This is a genomic window from Singulisphaera acidiphila DSM 18658, assembly GCF_000242455.2.
Classification (GTDB): domain Bacteria; phylum Planctomycetota; class Planctomycetia; order Isosphaerales; family Isosphaeraceae; genus Singulisphaera; species Singulisphaera acidiphila.
In genome coordinates this window covers 4,957,755-4,975,101 of the sequence record NC_019892.1, presented here as the reverse complement: position 1 = coordinate 4,975,101, position 17,347 = coordinate 4,957,755, and the positions used below count along the sequence as shown (strand labels likewise).

11 protein-coding genes and 1 pseudogene are annotated in these 17,347 nt (G+C 63.1%); 3 read left to right on the top strand and 9 right to left on the bottom strand.

Annotated features, from left to right (window positions below):
* Nucleotides 1–10 precede the first annotated feature (10 nt).
* Complete coding sequence (locus SINAC_RS19485) at nucleotides 11–1,624, bottom strand: M28 family metallopeptidase (protein WP_015247321.1); 1,614 nt, start codon at nucleotides 1,622–1,624, stop codon at nucleotides 11–13.
* Between the two features lie 373 nt (nucleotides 1,625–1,997).
* On the opposite strand from SINAC_RS19485, the gene SINAC_RS19475 reads away from it, so the two are divergent.
* From SINAC_RS19475 to SINAC_RS19465, 3 genes are all read left to right on the top strand, one after another.
* On the top strand, nucleotides 1,998–3,095 hold the full coding sequence (locus SINAC_RS19475; RefSeq protein ID WP_015247320.1) for an AIM24 family protein: 1,098 nt from the start codon (nucleotides 1,998–2,000) through the stop codon (nucleotides 3,093–3,095).
* Nucleotides 3,096–3,181: 86 nt separating this feature from the next.
* The gene (locus tag SINAC_RS19470; protein ID WP_015247319.1) at nucleotides 3,182–4,276 is read left to right on the top strand and encodes a TIGR03032 family protein; all 1,095 of its coding nucleotides are present in this window, start codon (nucleotides 3,182–3,184) and stop codon (nucleotides 4,274–4,276) included.
* A gap of 137 nt (nucleotides 4,277–4,413) precedes the next feature.
* Nucleotides 4,414–6,291 (top strand): ArnT family glycosyltransferase, encoded by a 1,878-nt coding sequence (locus tag SINAC_RS19465; RefSeq protein WP_015247318.1) that lies wholly within the window; start codon nucleotides 4,414–4,416, stop codon nucleotides 6,289–6,291.
* Nucleotides 6,292–6,367: 76 nt separating this feature from the next.
* On the opposite strand, the gene SINAC_RS19460 is transcribed toward SINAC_RS19465, so the two are convergent.
* The 8 genes and pseudogenes from SINAC_RS19460 to SINAC_RS19425 all read right to left on the bottom strand — a co-directional run bounded on the left by SINAC_RS19460 (nucleotide 6,368) and on the right by SINAC_RS19425 (nucleotide 17,319).
* Entirely contained in the window at nucleotides 6,368–7,777 is a 1,410-nt protein-coding gene (locus SINAC_RS19460) for a DUF1304 family protein (RefSeq protein ID WP_015247317.1), read from the bottom strand.
* Nucleotides 7,778–7,946: 169 nt separating this feature from the next.
* A pseudogene (locus SINAC_RS19455) lies at nucleotides 7,947–8,516 on the bottom strand (PIN domain-containing protein).
* A gap of 4 nt (nucleotides 8,517–8,520) precedes the next feature.
* Nucleotides 8,521–9,021 carry a helix-turn-helix domain-containing protein gene (locus SINAC_RS19450; protein ID WP_015247316.1) on the bottom strand — a complete coding sequence of 167 codons (501 nt, stop codon included), beginning with the start codon at nucleotides 9,019–9,021 and terminating at the stop codon, nucleotides 8,521–8,523.
* Between the two features lie 493 nt (nucleotides 9,022–9,514).
* Nucleotides 9,515–10,921, bottom strand: a complete 1,407-nt coding sequence (locus tag SINAC_RS19445; RefSeq protein ID WP_015247315.1) for a DUF1501 domain-containing protein — start codon at nucleotides 10,919–10,921, stop codon at nucleotides 9,515–9,517.
* Between the two features lie 68 nt (nucleotides 10,922–10,989).
* Complete coding sequence (locus SINAC_RS19440; RefSeq protein WP_015247314.1) at nucleotides 10,990–13,641, bottom strand: PSD1 and planctomycete cytochrome C domain-containing protein; 2,652 nt, start codon at nucleotides 13,639–13,641, stop codon at nucleotides 10,990–10,992.
* Between the two features lie 108 nt (nucleotides 13,642–13,749).
* Nucleotides 13,750–14,223 carry a hypothetical protein gene (locus tag SINAC_RS19435; RefSeq protein WP_015247313.1) on the bottom strand — a complete coding sequence of 158 codons (474 nt, stop codon included), beginning with the start codon at nucleotides 14,221–14,223 and terminating at the stop codon, nucleotides 13,750–13,752.
* 148 nt (nucleotides 14,224–14,371) lie between these two features.
* On the bottom strand, nucleotides 14,372–15,523 hold the full coding sequence (locus tag SINAC_RS19430; RefSeq protein ID WP_237722875.1) for a DUF1559 domain-containing protein: 1,152 nt from the start codon (nucleotides 15,521–15,523) through the stop codon (nucleotides 14,372–14,374).
* A 347-nt stretch (nucleotides 15,524–15,870) separates the two neighbouring features.
* Complete coding sequence (locus tag SINAC_RS19425) at nucleotides 15,871–17,319, bottom strand: phospholipase D-like domain-containing protein (RefSeq protein WP_015247311.1); 1,449 nt, start codon at nucleotides 17,317–17,319, stop codon at nucleotides 15,871–15,873.
* Between the last annotated feature and the right edge of the window lie 28 nt (nucleotides 17,320–17,347).

The window sequence follows — 17,347 nt, the reverse complement described above, 5'->3', positions numbered from 1 at the left end:
GGCCGCGCGGTTACTTGGCGAATCGCTTGAAGAACGAGTCGTCCTTCCAGCGCGGACGTTCATCGCGGTTCGCAACCCGCTCCAGCAGCTTCGCGACCAGGGCGTTGAATTCCGCAGCCGCCTGCTTATCGACCGGCTGGTTCAGGTCGTCCGACGGCGCATGATACCGTTTCGTCAGCCACTCCTTCGCGATCCGCTCTTCCGGTGACCCTTTGCCAAAGCCCAACTTCAAGGCCAGCGACGGGACACCGACCCGGATGAAGCTGTACTGATCGCTCCGGATGAACAGGTTCCGTTTCGGCTCGGGATCGGCCTGGGACGCAACCCCCACCGATTCCGCCACGGCGGTGGCGTCTTCACCCAGATCCGATTCGTTCAGGCCGTAGACCGTCAACAGCTTGAGCGGAAAGAGCGGCAAGAACATGTCGACATTAATATCCGCGATGATCTTGCGGGCGTCGACCGTGGGATGTGTCGCGAAGTAGCGCGAGCCGAGCAGGCCCTTCTCCTCGCCCGTGACGGCCACGAAGAGGACCGAGCGTCGTAAGGCCGTCCCCGATTCTTTGAGGCTCGTCGCGATCTCGAGCATGGTGGCGATGCCCGCCGCGTTGTCCATCGCGCCGTTGTAGATCGCGTCGCCGTCGATCGGCTTACCGATGCCGAGGTGATCGAGGTGCGCACTGAAGACGACGTACTCCTCCTTGAGCCTCGGATCGCTGCCTGGCAGCACGGCCGCGACGTTCTGCGACTCCACCGGGGCCCGCTTGACGGCCGCCTTCGCTTCCAGCCGGGTCGGGATCGGGAAATGGGGGAGCGGCTTCCCTGCATCCGCCGCCTCGAGGATTTCCTGGAACGTGTGCCCCGAACCGGCCAGCCACTTGTCCGCATGGGCCGGGTTGACGGCGATCCCGATCTTGAGCCCGAAGCTCTCATCCAGCGCGGGGTCGGCCAGCCGCATCGCCGGCATAAGCCGCGCGAGGGTCGAACGCTCCCAAGGGATATCCATATTCTTGGGATTCGGGATCGCAACCGTGCCGATCGCCCCCAGGCGGCTCAGCACGCTCGCTCGTTCGTGGGCCGACTGCATGTGAGCGGCCAACGGGCCTGGAATCGACGGCGGGGGTCCGGCCAGGTAGACGACCACCTTGCCCCGGACGTCCAGCCCTTGGAAATCGTCGTAGCCCGCCTCGGGAATCGAGAGGCCGTAGCCGGCGAAGACCAGCTCCGCGTCCAGTGCCGGGGCCGGGTCGACACGCAGGCCGATGTTCGCGTCCTCCCCGAGGGTCAACGGTTCCGTGCCGGCCGCCCGCACCAGGCTGAGGCTGGACCGGCTCTCGTCGATCTCGCTGGAGATGAGCTGAACCGGCTGAAAGTAGCCGTCGAGGCCGGCCGGCTTGAGCCCTGCCTTTGCGAACTCCTCGGCCACATAGGCGGCCGCCTTGCGATGCCCTTCCGTTCCCGTGTTCCGGCCCTCGAGCGCATCGTCGGCCAGGAACCGGATGTGCGACCACCAGCGGGTCCCGTCAGGCTTGTCGGCGGCCTCCGCCGACGCGGTGACCGCGACGACGACGATAACCACCACCAGTGCGGCCCGTACCAAGTCAATGGGTTGCCAAAGTTTCATCGGTGGATCCGAAGAGATGATTCCGTTGCGCCACGGTGGTTGCGGGGCGATCAACTCGCCCGTTTCTTCCCGCCGAGAATTACACCTCATCACCAAGTTCAAGACAACCCGCGGTTCTCTTTTCAAGCGGCTCTCATGGATGACCACGGCCAAACCCAATGCTGCCAAGTGCCACGAGTTGTCCCCCACCCGTGAGCGGAAGCCCTGGTTTTTGGCTCACGGGTGGGGTACAACCCGTGGCACCCAAGGCCTGCAAGCCATTCCAAAAGGAAGAATCTGCCCCACGGCTCAGGACTTTCTCGAAACGATGCGCCACTCCCCTCGCCACGGCGGGGGAAACCGCAAGAAGAACAGAACCAGGTAAGGAGTCGCGATGGCTGCCGAGTGGTATTTCCGGGTCATGGGCACCGAGTTCGGTCCAGTCTCGACGCAGGAATTGGTCCAGCAGGCTGGGGACGGCAAGATCGGTCCCGACACGGAGGTCCGCAAAGGGAACGGGGCCTGGGTTCCGGCATCGAGGATTGCGGGGTTGTTCGACCGGGGCGTCCGGAACAAGGTCGCCCTGCCCACGGCCGTTGCGCCCCCGCCTCTTCCGCGCGAAGAGGTCAACGTCTTCGTCCCGGCGCAGAAACCGCCGCTGGCCCCTGCCCTCGCGTGGGACAAGTTCGAGGTCATCGACTCGGCCGAGGACGATCAGTTCCGGGTCGAGGTCCTCGCCTACTCGAGCCTCGGCGGCGCGAAGGACCATCAGACGGCCGCCACGGTCTACTTCGCCAACCAGGCGGGCATCCGCCTCAAGCAGGTCCGGATCACGATGCGTGACGGGGAGGCGATCGCAGAGTCAGGGGCCTTGCACTTCATGCTCGGTCAGATCCAGATGGAGAGCAAGATCGGCGGTGTGTCGGGACTCGGCAAGGCGATGATGAACCGGTTCATCACCAAGGAGGCGGCCGTCATGCCCCGCTACCGAGGCACGGGCCAAATCTACCTCGAACCCTCCTTCAGCCACTTCTTGATCTACCGGCTCAACGGCGAGGAAGTGATCGCCGACAAGGGGATGTTCTACTGTGGCCAGGGGACCCTCGACGTGGGCTCGGCGGTCCAGAAGAACGTGTCGTCGGCCTTGTTCGGCGGTGAAGGATTCTTCCAGACCCGGATCCGAGGCGCCGGGATCTGCGTGCTGGAGTCGCCCGTGCCGGTAGACGAGGTGATGCGGATCGACCTCAAGGACGAGACGTTGCAGGTAGACGGCAACTTCGCCCTGATGCGGACCGGGCGGATCGAGTTCTCGGTCGAGAAGTCGACGAGAAGCTTGCTGGGGACGCTGACGAGCGGCGAAGGATTGCTCCAGACATTCCGAGGCACCGGCTCGGTCTGGCTGGCCCCCACCCAGGACATCTATCAGCGGCTGCAAACCGGTGGAATCGCGTCCATGTCCGCAGCCTCGCGGACATCGCACACCGCGACCTGAACGGGGCAGAGGCTCGCATCAACAGCGCCGGCCTGGTAAAACCGATTCATTGCTCCTGTTTGAAAAGCTTGTAGAACAGAGGATGCATGAATCCCAATTCGCCAAGCTCGGCCGTCATGGAACCCGTTAGCGTCCTCGGCTCGCCGGGTTTGACCGGCTGGCTCCGCGACCAGCGGCTGAGCCTCGCGTTCACAACCTATCAATCGGGCAAGCTCCTCCTCGTCGGCCGCAAGCCCGAGAACAGTCTTGCGGTCTTCGAGCGCACGTTCAATCGGGCCATGGGGCTTTGGAGTGACGGCCAGACGATCTGGCTCTCCTCGGCCTATCAGCTCTGGCGGTTCGAGAACGGCCTGTCCCCGGGGCAAATCGACGAGGGATTCGACCGGCTCTACGTGCCCCGCGCCGGCTATACGACCGGGGACCTCGACATCCACGACGTCGCCCGGAACGTCACGGGCCAGGTGGTCTTCGTGAACACGCGGTTCAGCTGCCTGGCGACACTCTCCGAGCAGCATAGCTTCACGTCGCTCTGGAAGCCCTGGTTCATCGATCGGCTGGCCCCCGAGGACCGCTGCCACCTCAACGGCCTGGCGATGGTCGACGGCCAGCCGCGTTACGTGACCGCGTCGGCCTGCACCAATCACGCCGAAGGGTGGCGCGACCGACAACGCGAGGGGGGAGTGGTCATCGACGTCTTGCGCGAACGGATCCTCGTGGAAGGGCTGTCGATGCCCCACTCCCCCCGCTGGTATCGCGACAGGCTCTGGCTCCTCGACTCCGGCAACGGCACGTTCGGCTGGGTGAATCCCAGCCGGCCCGAGTTCACCCCGATTACCGTCTGCCCGGGATACGCGCGGGGCCTCGCATTCGTGGATCATTACGCGGTGATCGGCCTCTCACGCCCCAGGCAAGGCGGCGTCTTCGGCGGCCTCAACCTCGACGCCCGCCTGATTCGCGAAGGCATCGCACCCCGCTGCGGCCTGATCGTGGTGGATCTCGATTCCGGCGCAATCGTCCACAGCCTGGACATCCAGGGCCCGATCGACGAACTCTACGACGTGGTCGTCCTCCCCGAAGTCGTCCGGCCGATGGCCCTCGGCTTCAAGAACGACGAAATCCGCTACACCGTGACCACCGAAGGACTCTCCGGCACACTCTGGAAAGTGAATTCGGGCCGGTGAGCCGCGCCGACCGCTAACCCCGACTGTAGGAACCGCTGGGCCGCCGGCAGAGGACGATTCCACCGATTGACGGCCAAATCACGAGAGTGGTAAAACTTGCTTGACAAGCGGTGTTCACGATAAAGGGTGGTTTTCCGATGAATCAAGCCGGTCAAGCCGGAGACGTGAACGAGCCCGGCCGAACGCCGGACACGAAGCGCGGGGAGACCGGGAAGAGTGCACTCGGCTTTCATTGGCTGCGGGCCGCGATCTTGGCCAGCTCGGTCGGCTTGATGCTCCCCGGCGCGTGGGGCCATTCGGCAACCGTGGTCGAGTTCGCCCAGCTTCCCGCCGGCCTGGCCGCTTGGCAGCGCGGGTCGTTGGGGATCTACCGCGTCTGCGGCCCCGTGAGCAAGCTTCTCTACGCGCTGCCCGCCTATCTCGCCGGAGTTCGGGTCGATTACCCCGAAGCGTTCGACTCCGACATCCAATCGCGACGTGAATGGGAGTTGGGCCGGATCTTCCAGAGCCAGCAGGTCGCGCGATACCAGGACGTCTATCGTTGGTCCCGGTTGCTCCCCATCCTCATGACGGTACTCGGAGGCTGTCTCGTCTGCGAATGGTCGACGCGATTGTTCGGCCCCTGGCCGGGAATCGCCTCACTCTGCGTCTGGTGCTGGACGCCGCCGATTCTGGCGCACGGCTCGCTCATCACCTCCGACATGCTCTCGGCAGTGACGTTGCTCCTGGCGGCCCGCACGTTTTGGGCCTTCCTCATCAAACCGACCATCCCGCTCGCGATCTGGGCCGGGCTCGTGCTGGGGCTGGCCGTGGCGACGAAGTTCACGCTGCTCATGCTCTACCCCTGCTGGGGACTGCTCCTTCTCGTTCGTGCGATCCAGCTTCGCGGTCCCGCAGACCTCGAGCCACGCCCTGGGCCCATCCCACCCGCCCGGTTCGTCGCTTGCATCCTCATCCTTCTGACGATGAGCGTCGTCGCCATCAACGCCCTCTATCTCTTTCAGGACGTGGGCTTTCGTCTGGCGGACTGGCAATCCGGCCGGTCTTCCCTCGCGCGGGGGATCCTTGATTTACAGAGTCAGCGCGCAACGAGCTGGCTGCTTCGGATCCCTTTGCCGATCCCGCTCGAGTTGCTCCGCGGGCTCGACTTTCAACTCGCGGACGTCGAGCGCGTTCAGTCGGCATACCTGCTTGGCCGGACTCAGCTTGGAGGATGGTGGTATTGGTATCCCGCCGCCTTCTTGCTCAAGACCCCCCTGCCCGTGCTCGCCTTGTTCGCGCTCGCGATCGTTCGCATACCGAGAGCGATTCAGACCGCCGACTCCACGATCATCTGGGCGAGCCTCTGCCTGCTCATCCCCGCCGCCGAATCCAGTCTCGCCGTCGCCGCCTCAACGGGGACGGGGACCAACGCCGCGTTCCGTTATTTGGTCCCCTCGATGGCCCTTTTGTGCGTCTGGGTCGGATACGCCTTTCGCGACCGGTCGCGGGTCATGCGGCGCATCACCGGCGTCCTCCTTATCTGGCTGCTCGCCGCCACCGCCGTCGGATTACCCGACCATTTGGGTTGGTCTAACGAGGCCTCCTGGGCGTGGGAGCGCTGGAGCGGCCGCCCTGCCCTGATCGGCGACTCCCTGGACTGGGGGCAAGACCTCGCGCGCCTGGGCGGCTGGGTCTCGCGCCACGCTCGCGAGGAGAGCACCTTGGTCCGCGTCTACGGCTTGGGGACGGGCGATCCGTACGGTTTGACCCCGCCGGCCGCCCTTCCGCAATCAACGCCCGGCGAGCGCGCCGCCTACTTGGCGATCAGTGTTGACATGCTTTTCGGCTACGAGAGCGAAAACTCCGTCACCATCGGGCAAAACTATCCTTCGATCTCTGACGAACAACAGCTTGCCCTGCCGTTTCTAAAGCCTCTGGCTCGTATCGGCAGAACGATCCGAATCTATCGCCTCAGTGATCTTCAAGCAACAGGGGCAATCGACCACGAAGCCTCCCTCCCTCCGAAGACTTGAACTTGGGGGCCGTCTCATCCAAGAGCCAGCGGATAAGGTCGGTTCTCAGGGCTCGCGTGAACTTTGAACCATTGGATTACCTGGCCTGGGTCGGCGGATTCGGCTCCTGGCGAGGTACGTGGTTTAAAGCGTGCCGGAATTCGGATAACGATTCGTAGACGGCCTGCCGGACACGATTGATCCCCCCCAGCGGCCTGTGGCCGTGGAGCGCATGCCAAGGAGTGAAGGAGAGGTTCTCCGCGATCAGATTCCTTTCCTCCGTGTCGAAAGGCTGGCGCGTCGGAATCCGGAGATGAGCCACGGTAATTGGCCGCGAGACCGCTTCGTCCCATTCTTTCGTCGGGTCTTCGACCGGCATCGAACGGGCATCGGTCTGAACTTGCACCTGGAACTCGAACTCCACAAACTCCGCATCGGTACGGCCAAGTCGTACTTTCATGGCCTCGCGGAGCATATCCTTTGATCGCTCGACAACGACAGGGACCGCTCCTTCGCCAACAGGCTTCGCAGAGTATTTCACCACGGCCGAGCCAAACTGGTAGGGTGTCATGCTCCAATAGCGAATCGCGAGTGGGTCGATCACGTCACTACGCTGCGCATTACGTAGATTCTTGAGCTGCTTCCTATGCCTCCAATAGTAATTAAGCAAGAACGCAATTCTCGTTTCAGATCGGGATTTTCCATGAGCCCGCAGTGTCGCCTCCTCAAACTCGACGTATTGCAAGGGGTTGCCGACAAAAAAGACCGGCGAGTCGAAGAGCACGAAATCCTGGGTGACGTTGGATGACTCCGTTTCCGCAGCCACATTGAAAAGCTTGATCGCCATTCCATGACCGCCAGGATCTCGGTCGTCGAGGTTGCGAGCATTCGAGTACCGAATCCAAGCGTCGTAGGACTTGCCAGGTTCCTTGAAAACACCGACCCTCATCTCCTTGGGGAGATTGTCGGCAACGATCAACTTGGCTTCGACAAGTCCGAGCAGCTTCGGGTGCTGTCCCCGTGGCACCGCTCCTTTGGCAGTCTCGGGGATCGCCCGAGGATTCATCGCGTTGATTGCGAGGATCTGGCGCTCGATCTCGATGATCTGCTGGATCGCCTGGTCTTCGGTCCTCGCGTAGGGGCGAGCGAGCCAGCTCATCCCGAGCGCCACCAGAGCGGGCAAGCTCTGCATCACAAAGATCCGATAATTCCGCATCGTAACCGCCCCGACGACCCCGGCAACGACGATGAATGAGAGCAAGACCCATTGGGCGGAGTAGGCTTCCCGCTCCCTCAATGCAAACGTCGCCCACAATAGCGCCACCCCGAGAAAACCATTGGAGAGTGCCATATTCCTGCCGACTCCGACCGTCTCTCGAGCGGCGCTCTCGCTGAGGTGTGTAAGCGACCGGACAAATTGCGTAGACCACGCGAACGCTTCCAGGAACATGAAACCAAAGTGGAAACAGGCGATGACGACGACAACACAAAGAAGCGTTCGTTTCATTACATCACGCTCCGACGAATTTTCATTCAAAAGTAAGCGTACCGACGACGTGCAAGCGATCCCGAAGCCTCAGGACCGAGCCGAATATCATCGGGCCAACCAACCCAATAGTCAAATCAAGAATTCTGAAATTTAATCGTCAGCCGCCACCGGCCGCCCGGATCATCTTTTAGATGAGCCCGACATAGTCACGCAGAGCCGCAACCGTTTCAGTGAGTCTCTGACGTTCCAGCGTTTCCAGATACTCTTCAGCCGTTCTCGGAGGCCTGGCAAGCCGGGCACGCACGGTTTTGATCGCAGTACAGACCGCCGATGCATTCAGATCAAGCAAGTCTGCAATAAATTCATCGGGGTGCCGTGCCTCAACCCCGTAAGGATCGAGAGATTCGGACGGAAAGTCCTTGAGATTGAAGGTCACGATGACGCCAGCACCGCATTGAATGGCAGCAGCCAACACGTGCCGGTCATTCGGATCCGGCAAAGAGAGATTCGGAATCAGGTTTTCGAAGCCGGTCACCAGACCGTCACGGACGTGGCGATTCATCAAATCGCGAGTGAACTCCAACTGCGTCCTTTTCAAGTCGGGCCGTTACATAAGGACGTTGCGTATCCATTCCTCATGGATCATGTCCGACCAACGTGCGCGAACCAAGTCGGTCAAAGCGAGCTGCATCAGCAAATCGCGGAGTGGAGCGGGATACAGCGCACAGGCGTCGTAAACAGCCGTGAACGTCGTCATCGAATCAGTAACCCATGTCGAGTTCCTGCGCCTGCGACACCAGTTCGTCCAACACCTTGGCTCTTGCAACATCCGTGTGCTGCTTGTAAGCCATCAGGTCATCGAACCGCACTCGGCGATGCCGTCCAACCGTCCGGTAAGGGATCTCGCCCCCCTCAAGGAGTTTGATCAAAAAGGGGCGAGAGACATGGAGTAGATCGGCTCCCTCTTGGGTTGTCAGCTCGGCATGCACGGGCGTGATTGTAATCGCATTCCCTTGAGCCATCTCCTCAAGGATCATGCGAAGCAGAGTGAGGGCCGACAACGGGATCGTCAAGGACTCGCTTGCACCCTGGCCCTTGACCTGCACGACAACTTCCGCCCCACCTTGACCGGAACCATCCTCCCCCGGCTGATCCAGATCCGCAACCACGGCCCCCAATCGTCGGCTGGACTCAAGCGCCATCCGGCTCTCCGACTCCGTCGGCCGACGAAGCGCCGGTCGAGTCGCACGCAAAACCGACATGCTTCAGCCTCCTCAAATGACGTGATTTCTCCCCAATGGGGGGTCTGGCACCCAGGCTCACTCGTCATCTTACCATCTATTCGCAACAATCGCAATATTCGCAGCATTCGCAATGCCCACCACAAACAAATGACGGCGAGCCGCCGGTTACAGTCACCCCTTAAGTGCAATCGGGGCCGAATGTTGCAGGAGATACCTTGGGGACTCCTAACCACACAACAGTCGATGCAAACCAAAAAGAAATGGATCCGCTGCCGGATTCGTCTCGGGCGACCCGAACACTTGGGAAAGGGAAAATTTTAACCACGAATGACACAAATAACACGAATAAAAAAAATACAAAATAACAAATTTTCTTATTTTTATCTATTCGTGTTATTTGTGTCATTCGTGGTTAAGTTCCCTCTTCGAAAAAAGCAAGAGACACGGTGGCCGAAGGAGAGTCGGCCACCGTGTCTCTGGAGATTGTCGTGCTGTGAGTTATCGACCGAGGTCAGGCGAAGATCTCGCGGACGACGTTGCCGGCGACGTCGGTGAGGCGGAAGTTTCGGCCGGCGTAGCGGTAGGTCAGGCGCTCGTGGTCGAGGCCCAGCAGGGCGAGGAGGGTGGCGTGCAGGTCGTTTGTGTGCATGCGTCCTTCGACGGCGGTCTGACCGTATTCGTCGGTCGCCCCGTAGGTGAAGCCCTTCTTGACCCCGGCGCCGGTCAGGATCATGGGGTAGCCGGTGATGTTGTGGTCGCGGCCGTCGGGCCCTTGCGCGGTCGGGAGGCGGCCGAACTCGCTGCCGAAGATCACGAGCGTGTCATCGAGCATGCCCCGCTGGCCCAGGTCGGTCAGCAGCGCCGAGGTCGCCTGGTCGACGGCCTTGCTATTCTTGATCAAGTCTTGATGCAGGTTGGTGTGCTGGTCCCAGCCGGGCTGGCAGATCTCGACGAACCGGACGCCGGCTTCGCTGAGGCGACGGGCCATGAGGCACTGGCGGGCGAAGCTACCTGCCGGGCCGTCCTGCACGCCGTAGGCTTCGCGGACGTGCTCGGGCTCCTTGGAGATGTCGAGCAGCTCGGGGACCTTGCCCTGCATCTTGAAGGCGAGTTCGTAGGACTCGATGATGCCGTCGAGCTGTTCCGGAGCGCTGGGGTTGGCCCCCAGGTCGCGGTTCATCGACTGGAGGAAGTCGAGTTGTTTGCGCTGGAGCTTCGTGGCCACCTGGGCCTTGAGGTTGGGCAAGTAGCCGGTGTCGCTGATCCGGGTGCCCTGGAAGTGGGCGGGCAGGAAGGCGCTGCCGTAGTTGATGGCCCCGCCGAAGTTGGGTGAGGGGTTGATGGTGATGTAACCGGGAAGGTCCTGGTTCTCGGTCCCCAGGCCGTACATCAACCAGGAGCCAAGCGACGGCCGGGTGAGCGACGCCAGCGCGGCCCCGGTATGAAGCTGGATGACGGCTTCGGGATGCGCGGGGGTGTCGGTGTGCAACCCTTTGATGAAGCAGAAATCATCCACATGCTTGGCGATGTTGGGGAGCAACTCGGAGATCCAGGTGCCCGTCTGGCCGTACTGCTTGAACTTGAACTTCGAGGCGGTGAGGGTCCCCCCCCCTGGCCCGACCTTGCCGTCGTCCTGCTGGAGCTGGGCCTTGTACTCGAAGGTGTCCATCTGGCTGATAGCGCCCTGCATGAACAGGAAGATGACGCGGTTGGCCTTGGCCGGAAAATGGGGGACCTTGGGAGCGAGCGGACCGGGGACGGCCGAGGGCCCTTGGTCCGCCGCGCGGGCCGACTTCGGCACGGTCTGGCCGAGCAGGTCGGCCAGCGCCAGGTAGCCAAAGCCCGCACTGACGCTCCTGAGAGCCTGGCGGCGAGAGAACCGGCCCCCGTTGGGGCCGGTGGCAGTGGGATCGAACATCGGTAGATCCTTTGATTGGGTCAGTCTGACGTGTGAAGACCGCACGCGAATCTCGACGGCAAAGCGGATTATTTGACGTAGCGGAATTCGGCCGAGCCGATCAGGACCTGGCAGAGGCTGGCCCAGGCGGCCGCCCTGGGGGTCGAGGGCCGGATGACTTCCTCGACCACAGGGGCCTCGGCCTCGATCACCTGGTCGGGGTCGATGACCGGGACGGGCTTCGCCGGGGTCTTGTCGGCGGCCGGCTTGGCCTCAGGCTTGGGCTGCTCCTCGACCTTCGCGGGCTCGGGCTCGGGTCCAGGCTCAGCGGCGACGGCCGCCTCGTACTCGGTCAGGTAGCCCTTGGCCTGCTTGATCTCGGCGGCCGAAGGGGCCCGGCCCAGGGTCAGGCGGAAGGCGGCGGTTAGGCGGGCATCCTCATCAAGCTCGGCGTGGGCGAGCAGGGTCTCCGCAAAGGCCAGCGAATTCTTGCGCACGAATGGGTCGTTGAGCAGGTAGAGGGCCTGGGGAGGGACCGTCGTGTTCGCCCGGCTGCCGGTGACCATACCTTGCTCGGCGAAGTCGAAGACTTCCAGCGAGGTCGGCGTCAGGCCCCGGAGCAGCGGAAGGTACACGCTGCGATGGCGGCTCTCACGGGCCTGCTCCTGCAACTTGCGGGCTTCGGCCCCGTTGTTGCGAAGCTCGATCACCTTGAAGCCCTGGCCGAGCGAACCTTCGAGGCGGTTGGCGGCCAAGGTGCCGGAAACCACCAGGGTCGCGTCGCGAATCTCCTCGGCATCGAGCCGACGCGGGGCGTGTCGCCAGACCAGCTTGTTCGCCGGGTCGACCGACTCATTGGCGGAGTTGCCTTCGGACTTGAGCCGGTAGGCACGCGTCAGGACGATGGCCCGGACCAGCTTCTTGACCGACCAGCCTTCCTGCACAAAGCGGTTCGCCAGGTGGTCGAGCAGCTCGGGGTGCGACGGGACGTCGCCGGTCACGCCGAAGTTATCGACGCTGGAGACGATCCCACGGCCGAAGAGATGCTGCCAAACCCGGTTGGCCATCACCCGCGAAGTCATCGGATTCGACGGCGAGGCGAGCCACTCGGCCAGTTCCAGGCGACCGCTCTGCGCGGTGTTCAGGGTCGGCGGGTCGGGGAGCGTCAGCAGGCTCAGGAAGCCGCGCGGGACGACCGGCCCAAGCTTCTCCGCCTCGCCCCGAACGCGAAGTTCGGTGTCGCCGATCGTTTTGGAGTCGCGCACGCCCAGCACGATCTTGGCACCGTTGGCTGCGGGGTCGCTCAGGGCAACGAGCTCTGCTTGCAGCCGGTTCATCTTCTGGCGGGCGACCTGCCGCTTGGGGCGGCCGTTCGGCCCCGGCTCTCCCCCTTTGGGATCGTCCCGGAGGATCTCGAACGCCTTCTTGGCCTCGGCGTGGGCCTTCTTGACGGTCTCCACCTTCTTGGCCATTTCCTCGGCGTCGACCCCCTTACCGGCCTGGCCGTCAACGAGCAGCATCTGGGTGTCGTAGTAGTCGAGCCCGCCACCGCCCATCTTGTTGCGGAGGCCGGCCAGGATGTCGGTGCTCTTGAAGATCCCGGCCAGGGCGTAATAGTCCTTCTGCGGCACGGGGTCGAACTTGTGGTCGTGGCAGCGGGCGCAACTGACGGTGACGGCCAGGAACGAGCGGCTCACCGCATCGATCTGTTCATCCACATTATCCATGATGTAACGGATCTTGAACCGCTGATTGACGTCCTTGACGCCCACGGCCAGAAATCCGGTGGCGACCCAGTGCTCCGAGCGCTCGGCATCGTCCGCGTGGGGCAAGAGGTCGCCGGCCACCTGCTCCTTGAGAAACTGGTCGAAGGGCTTGTCTTTGTTGAAGGCGTCGATCACGTAGTCGCGATACCGCCAGGCGTGCGGCATGGGCAAGTTGCGCGAGGCGCCGGTGGATTCGGCAAAGCGGGCGACGTCCAGCCAGTGCCGGCCCCAGCGCTCGCCGAAGGCGGCCGAGCCGAGCAGGCGGTCGACGACGGCCTCATAGGCCCGCTCCGACGGGTCGTTGACGAAGGCGTCGACGTCGGCAGGAGTCGGAGGCAAGCCGGTCAGGTCGAACGAGAGGCGACGGACCAGGGTCTCCCGGTCGGCGTCCCCCACCGGGGCAAGCCCCTGCTTCTCCAGGCCGGCGAGGATGAATGCGTCGATCGTGTCGGCCGGCCAGGAGGCATCGGCCACCTGGGGGGCAGCCGGCGACGTCAAGGGCTGCCAGGCCCAGTGCTCTTTCTTGAGCTGCTCGTACTTGGCGTTCGGCTTGCCCACGGCGACGGGCAGGCCCACGCTCGGCCAGGCGGCCCCGTCCTTGATCCATTGCGTCAGGTCGGCCACCTGCTCGTCGGTCAGCTTCGCCTTGGGCGGCATCTTGGGGGCGTCGTCGCTGTGCCGCACGGCCTGGATGAGCAGGCTCTCCTCGGGGTTGCCGGGCACGACGGCCGGGCCGCTGTTGCCGCCGTCGACCAGGCCATTCCGATCATCCACCCGCAGGCCGCCCTTGGAGTTGGTATCGGCCGAGTGACAGGTGTAGCAGTTGGCCGCCAGGAGCGGGCGGATCTTCTTTTCGAAGAACTCCACGGCCTCCGGCTTGGCCGTCGGCTCGTTCGCCCCGCCGAAGGCCGATCCGGCCGCGCCGATCGCGAGCCAGAACGAGGCGAGCGTTCTCATTTTTGTGCGGGAGGTCATGGACGGTCTTCCTTACAATCGGGCCTGGCCTGGCTTGGCTATGAGAGGGATGGGAAGGCCGAACGTCTGGGTCCGGCGCTTTCGGATTTCAGGTGCGTGCGCGGACCATCACCGCCCGGACTTCAACGCCACCTTCTTCGCATCGCCGGCAGCGGGACGCAGGTCGTAGTCGAACTTGTTATCCCCCCCCTTGGCCACATCCGCAGCAAGACGTGACTTGATATTAAACTGGGGAGGCAGAATTTCCTTCTTTTCTTCAATCGGATTGCCGGGATCGTCCGGGTTGGGCAACGTTTTTCCGGTGGCCTGTTTCGACCAGATGTCGACCCGGTGCGGCCCGAGCCCCGGCCCTTCATGACGAGGCAAGGAGAACTGACCGTCGAGGATCAGGCCGCTGACGACCAGGTCGCCCCCATCGGCGGGCGTGAATGTGATGAGGCCTTTTTCCAGCAGCTTGCCATCGAACTTGACGGACCCGTAAACCGGCTCACGCGGCGGGCCGTCCGCCGCGCCACCGCAACCGATGGCGGTCAGCGTGAATGCGACAGACAAGGATCGGGGGACGAGCAGACGACGCAACATGGGACAGGCTCCAACTTCACAGACAAAGACGCGGAAGACGCGTGCCTTGGCCCGGCCGGTTGTTCCGGGTGAGAGAGAGCAGCCCCCCCTGCCTCGTGCGAAAAGACAGAAGGGGGGCTGGCGAGCGGGCCAAGCGGGGCGTGACGAATTACCAGGCGTCGGCGGAGACGATTTCGCCCTGGGCCCGCGAGCCGAGTGCCCAGATGGTGGGCAAGGCCACGCTGTCCTTGAGGAACCGGACCGAGCCGTCGGCGAGCAGGATGTTGGCCCCCCCTGAGTGCAGGCTACTCAGGCCCCAGACGCCCGGGCTCTGGAGGGTTCCGCTGCCATTGGTCGAGCAATTCGGGTACTTGGGGTTAGGCCCCAGCAGGACGTTGCCCAGCGAGTAGCCGACCAGGCCGAGCGACCAGTTCTGGCCGAGCGTGGTGCTCTTGCCGTAGTACCCGTTCCTGTCCTTGGCGGCGGCGCCGCACTGCGAGATCCACTGGAGGAACGAACCGGACAGGCGGGGCATGTTCAACGACCCGTCGTTCCGCTTGGTGCCGGCGGGGAAGCTCCCGATGAAGATGATGTCCGTCGGGATCGTCACCAAACTGGGGCTTCCGCTACCGGTCCGCCACTCGCCGAACGCGATCGTGTTGCTGCTCCCGTCCGAGATCTCGGCGATCCCGTGGCTCCGCCCCAACTCACCGACATATTCAAACACGCCGTTAGGAGGCCCATTACTCTGCTGACCGGCGAATTCCATCGACGAGCCGACCGAGGCGAAGTAGTTCCCGCCCGGCGCTTTCAACGAGTTGAACAAAGTGCCCGACCCCTGGTGGTTCCAGGACGGCGGCGTTGACGACGGGCAGAGCATCAAGGACAGGCGGTTCATCGTCGTGGTCGAGTTGGCACCGTTCCCATAGGCATCGTCGTTGAAGCAGGCGAGACTGAAGTTCGCCGCGTTGTAGAGCGCCGTTTGCTCGGAGAAGCCGAGCAGCCGGACGTGCGCCGAGAAGTCGCGATTGTTGCCGAGCGAGAGGTCGGCGCTGCGACCGAACAGGGCCCCGGGCGGGAACGAGTCAAACGTGCTGTGATAATTGTGCATCGCCAACCCGATCTGCTTCAGGTTGTTCGTGCACTGGGAACGCCGGGCCGCCTCGCGTGCGCTCTGGACGGCAGGCAGCAGCAGAGCAATGAGCACGGCGATGATGGCGATGACGACCAGCAGCTCGATCAGAGTGAAACCGCGACAGGCCCACGGTACATTCCTGGAACAAGTAGAATTTGATGCAGGCTCAATGGAAGTTCTGGGCAACAAAATCGCAAACGATACATTCGATGAAATTAACATCACAAAATCGACCTTCGCTGTCTCGGAAACCTCCGGAATTCCGGTCGGTCGTGTACCGGTAGAGTGCGACAGGCCTCTCGTTGAACGAGTCGGCGCGATAGGTGAGGGCCGCGTTGCAGTTGCGGCCGGGGCAGCCCTTGTCAGGCCCGCTCGCCCTTTGGGGACGATGACACCGGCCTCTTTTTCAAGTGCGTCGGACCCATTATTCCTGCGATTGTGCAGGTCGTCAAGGGGATTGACTCGAATCCCGATCAACTTTGTCGACTATATTCCCCATCTCCAACGTTTGCTTGGTGTTGGGGGGATTGCGATCAGAGGTAAGGGGAGAGCAATCGCGCGGCGCCGTCGCGGAGTTTGACGGGCAGGCTGCGTGCGTTGAGTGCCTCGGAGGTGACGGGGACCGCGTCGCGGAGCCGGTCCTGGAACACCTGGTGGAGGCAGGTGGCGAACTCGGTTCCGTAGCATTCGAGGTTGAACTCGAAGTTCAGGCGGAGGCTGCGCGGGTCCAGGTTGGCCGAGCCGATGAAGGCCCAGCTCCGGTCGACGATCATCAGCTTGGTGTGGTCGAAGGGGGGCGGCGCGGACCAGACACGGCACCCCACCTCCACGAGCGGCCCGAGCTGCGCCGTGGCGGCCCACTGGACCAACTTGTGGTTGTTCGCGCTCGGCAGGAGGATGTCCACCTGCACCCCTCGGAGGGCGGCGACCTCCAAGGCCGAGACCAGGCGTGCGTCGGGCAGAAAGTAGGGGGTCGCAATCGCCACGGCCGACTTCGCGCAGGCCAGGCCGCCGAGGATGACGTTGAGCAGGTTGTCGCGATCGTCATCGGGGCCGTCGATCACACCACGGGCGAGTACATCCCCAGCCTCCTCAATGGGCAGGAACCAGCGATCGCCTTCGAGGATCTCCCGGGTGCAGAAGGCCCAATCGTCGGCGAAAACCTGCTGCAAGTAGGCGACGGCCGGTCCTCGGACCTGGAAGTGCAGGTCGCGCTTCGGGGCGTGGGGACGCATCGCCCAGTGATACTCTTCGAGAATGTTCATCCCGCCGGTAAATCCGATCGTGCCGTCGACGACGAGGAGCTTGCGGTGATTGCGGAGATTGAAGTAGGGCATCCATACCGGAACAAGCGTGGGGTGAAACTCCACGGCCGGCACCTTCACCATTCTCAAGGCACGGACCACCGACCGCCAGGAGTGCTGGGCCCCGACACCATCGATCAAGACCCGGACCTCGACCCCGCGCGCAACCGCTCGAGCCAAGGCGTCGACGAAGAGCTGCCCGGTCCGGTCGTTGTCGAAGATGTAGGTACACAGGCCGACCGACCGGGTCGCCCCATCGATCGCTCGAAGCATGGCGGGGTAAGCCTGATCGCCGCCGTCGAGAATCGCGAACGCATTCCCGGCCAGCAAAGGCCACTGCGTCACACGATCGCCAAGTTGAACCAGGGAATCGAGAGGAGATCCTTCCAGCACCGGGATCGGGTCGAGGATGTCGGGGAGATAGGGCCCCACGGCATGCGCGACCAGTTGCCCACTCCCCCGGCGCATGTACTGGGCCCGCCGTTTGATCCGGTTGATCCCCAGCAGCACATAAACCACCGTACCGAGAATCGGCGACAGCCAAATCAGCCCAATCCAGCCAATCGCTGATCTCGTATCGCGTTTAAAAAGAATAACATGCACGGACGCAAACACACTGACAACAATATCCACAATGGTAAGCAGAACGGGGACAAGCGAAGCATGGGGGTCGAGCATGGTCCTGGCGGCCCAAAGGGGTGGGTGG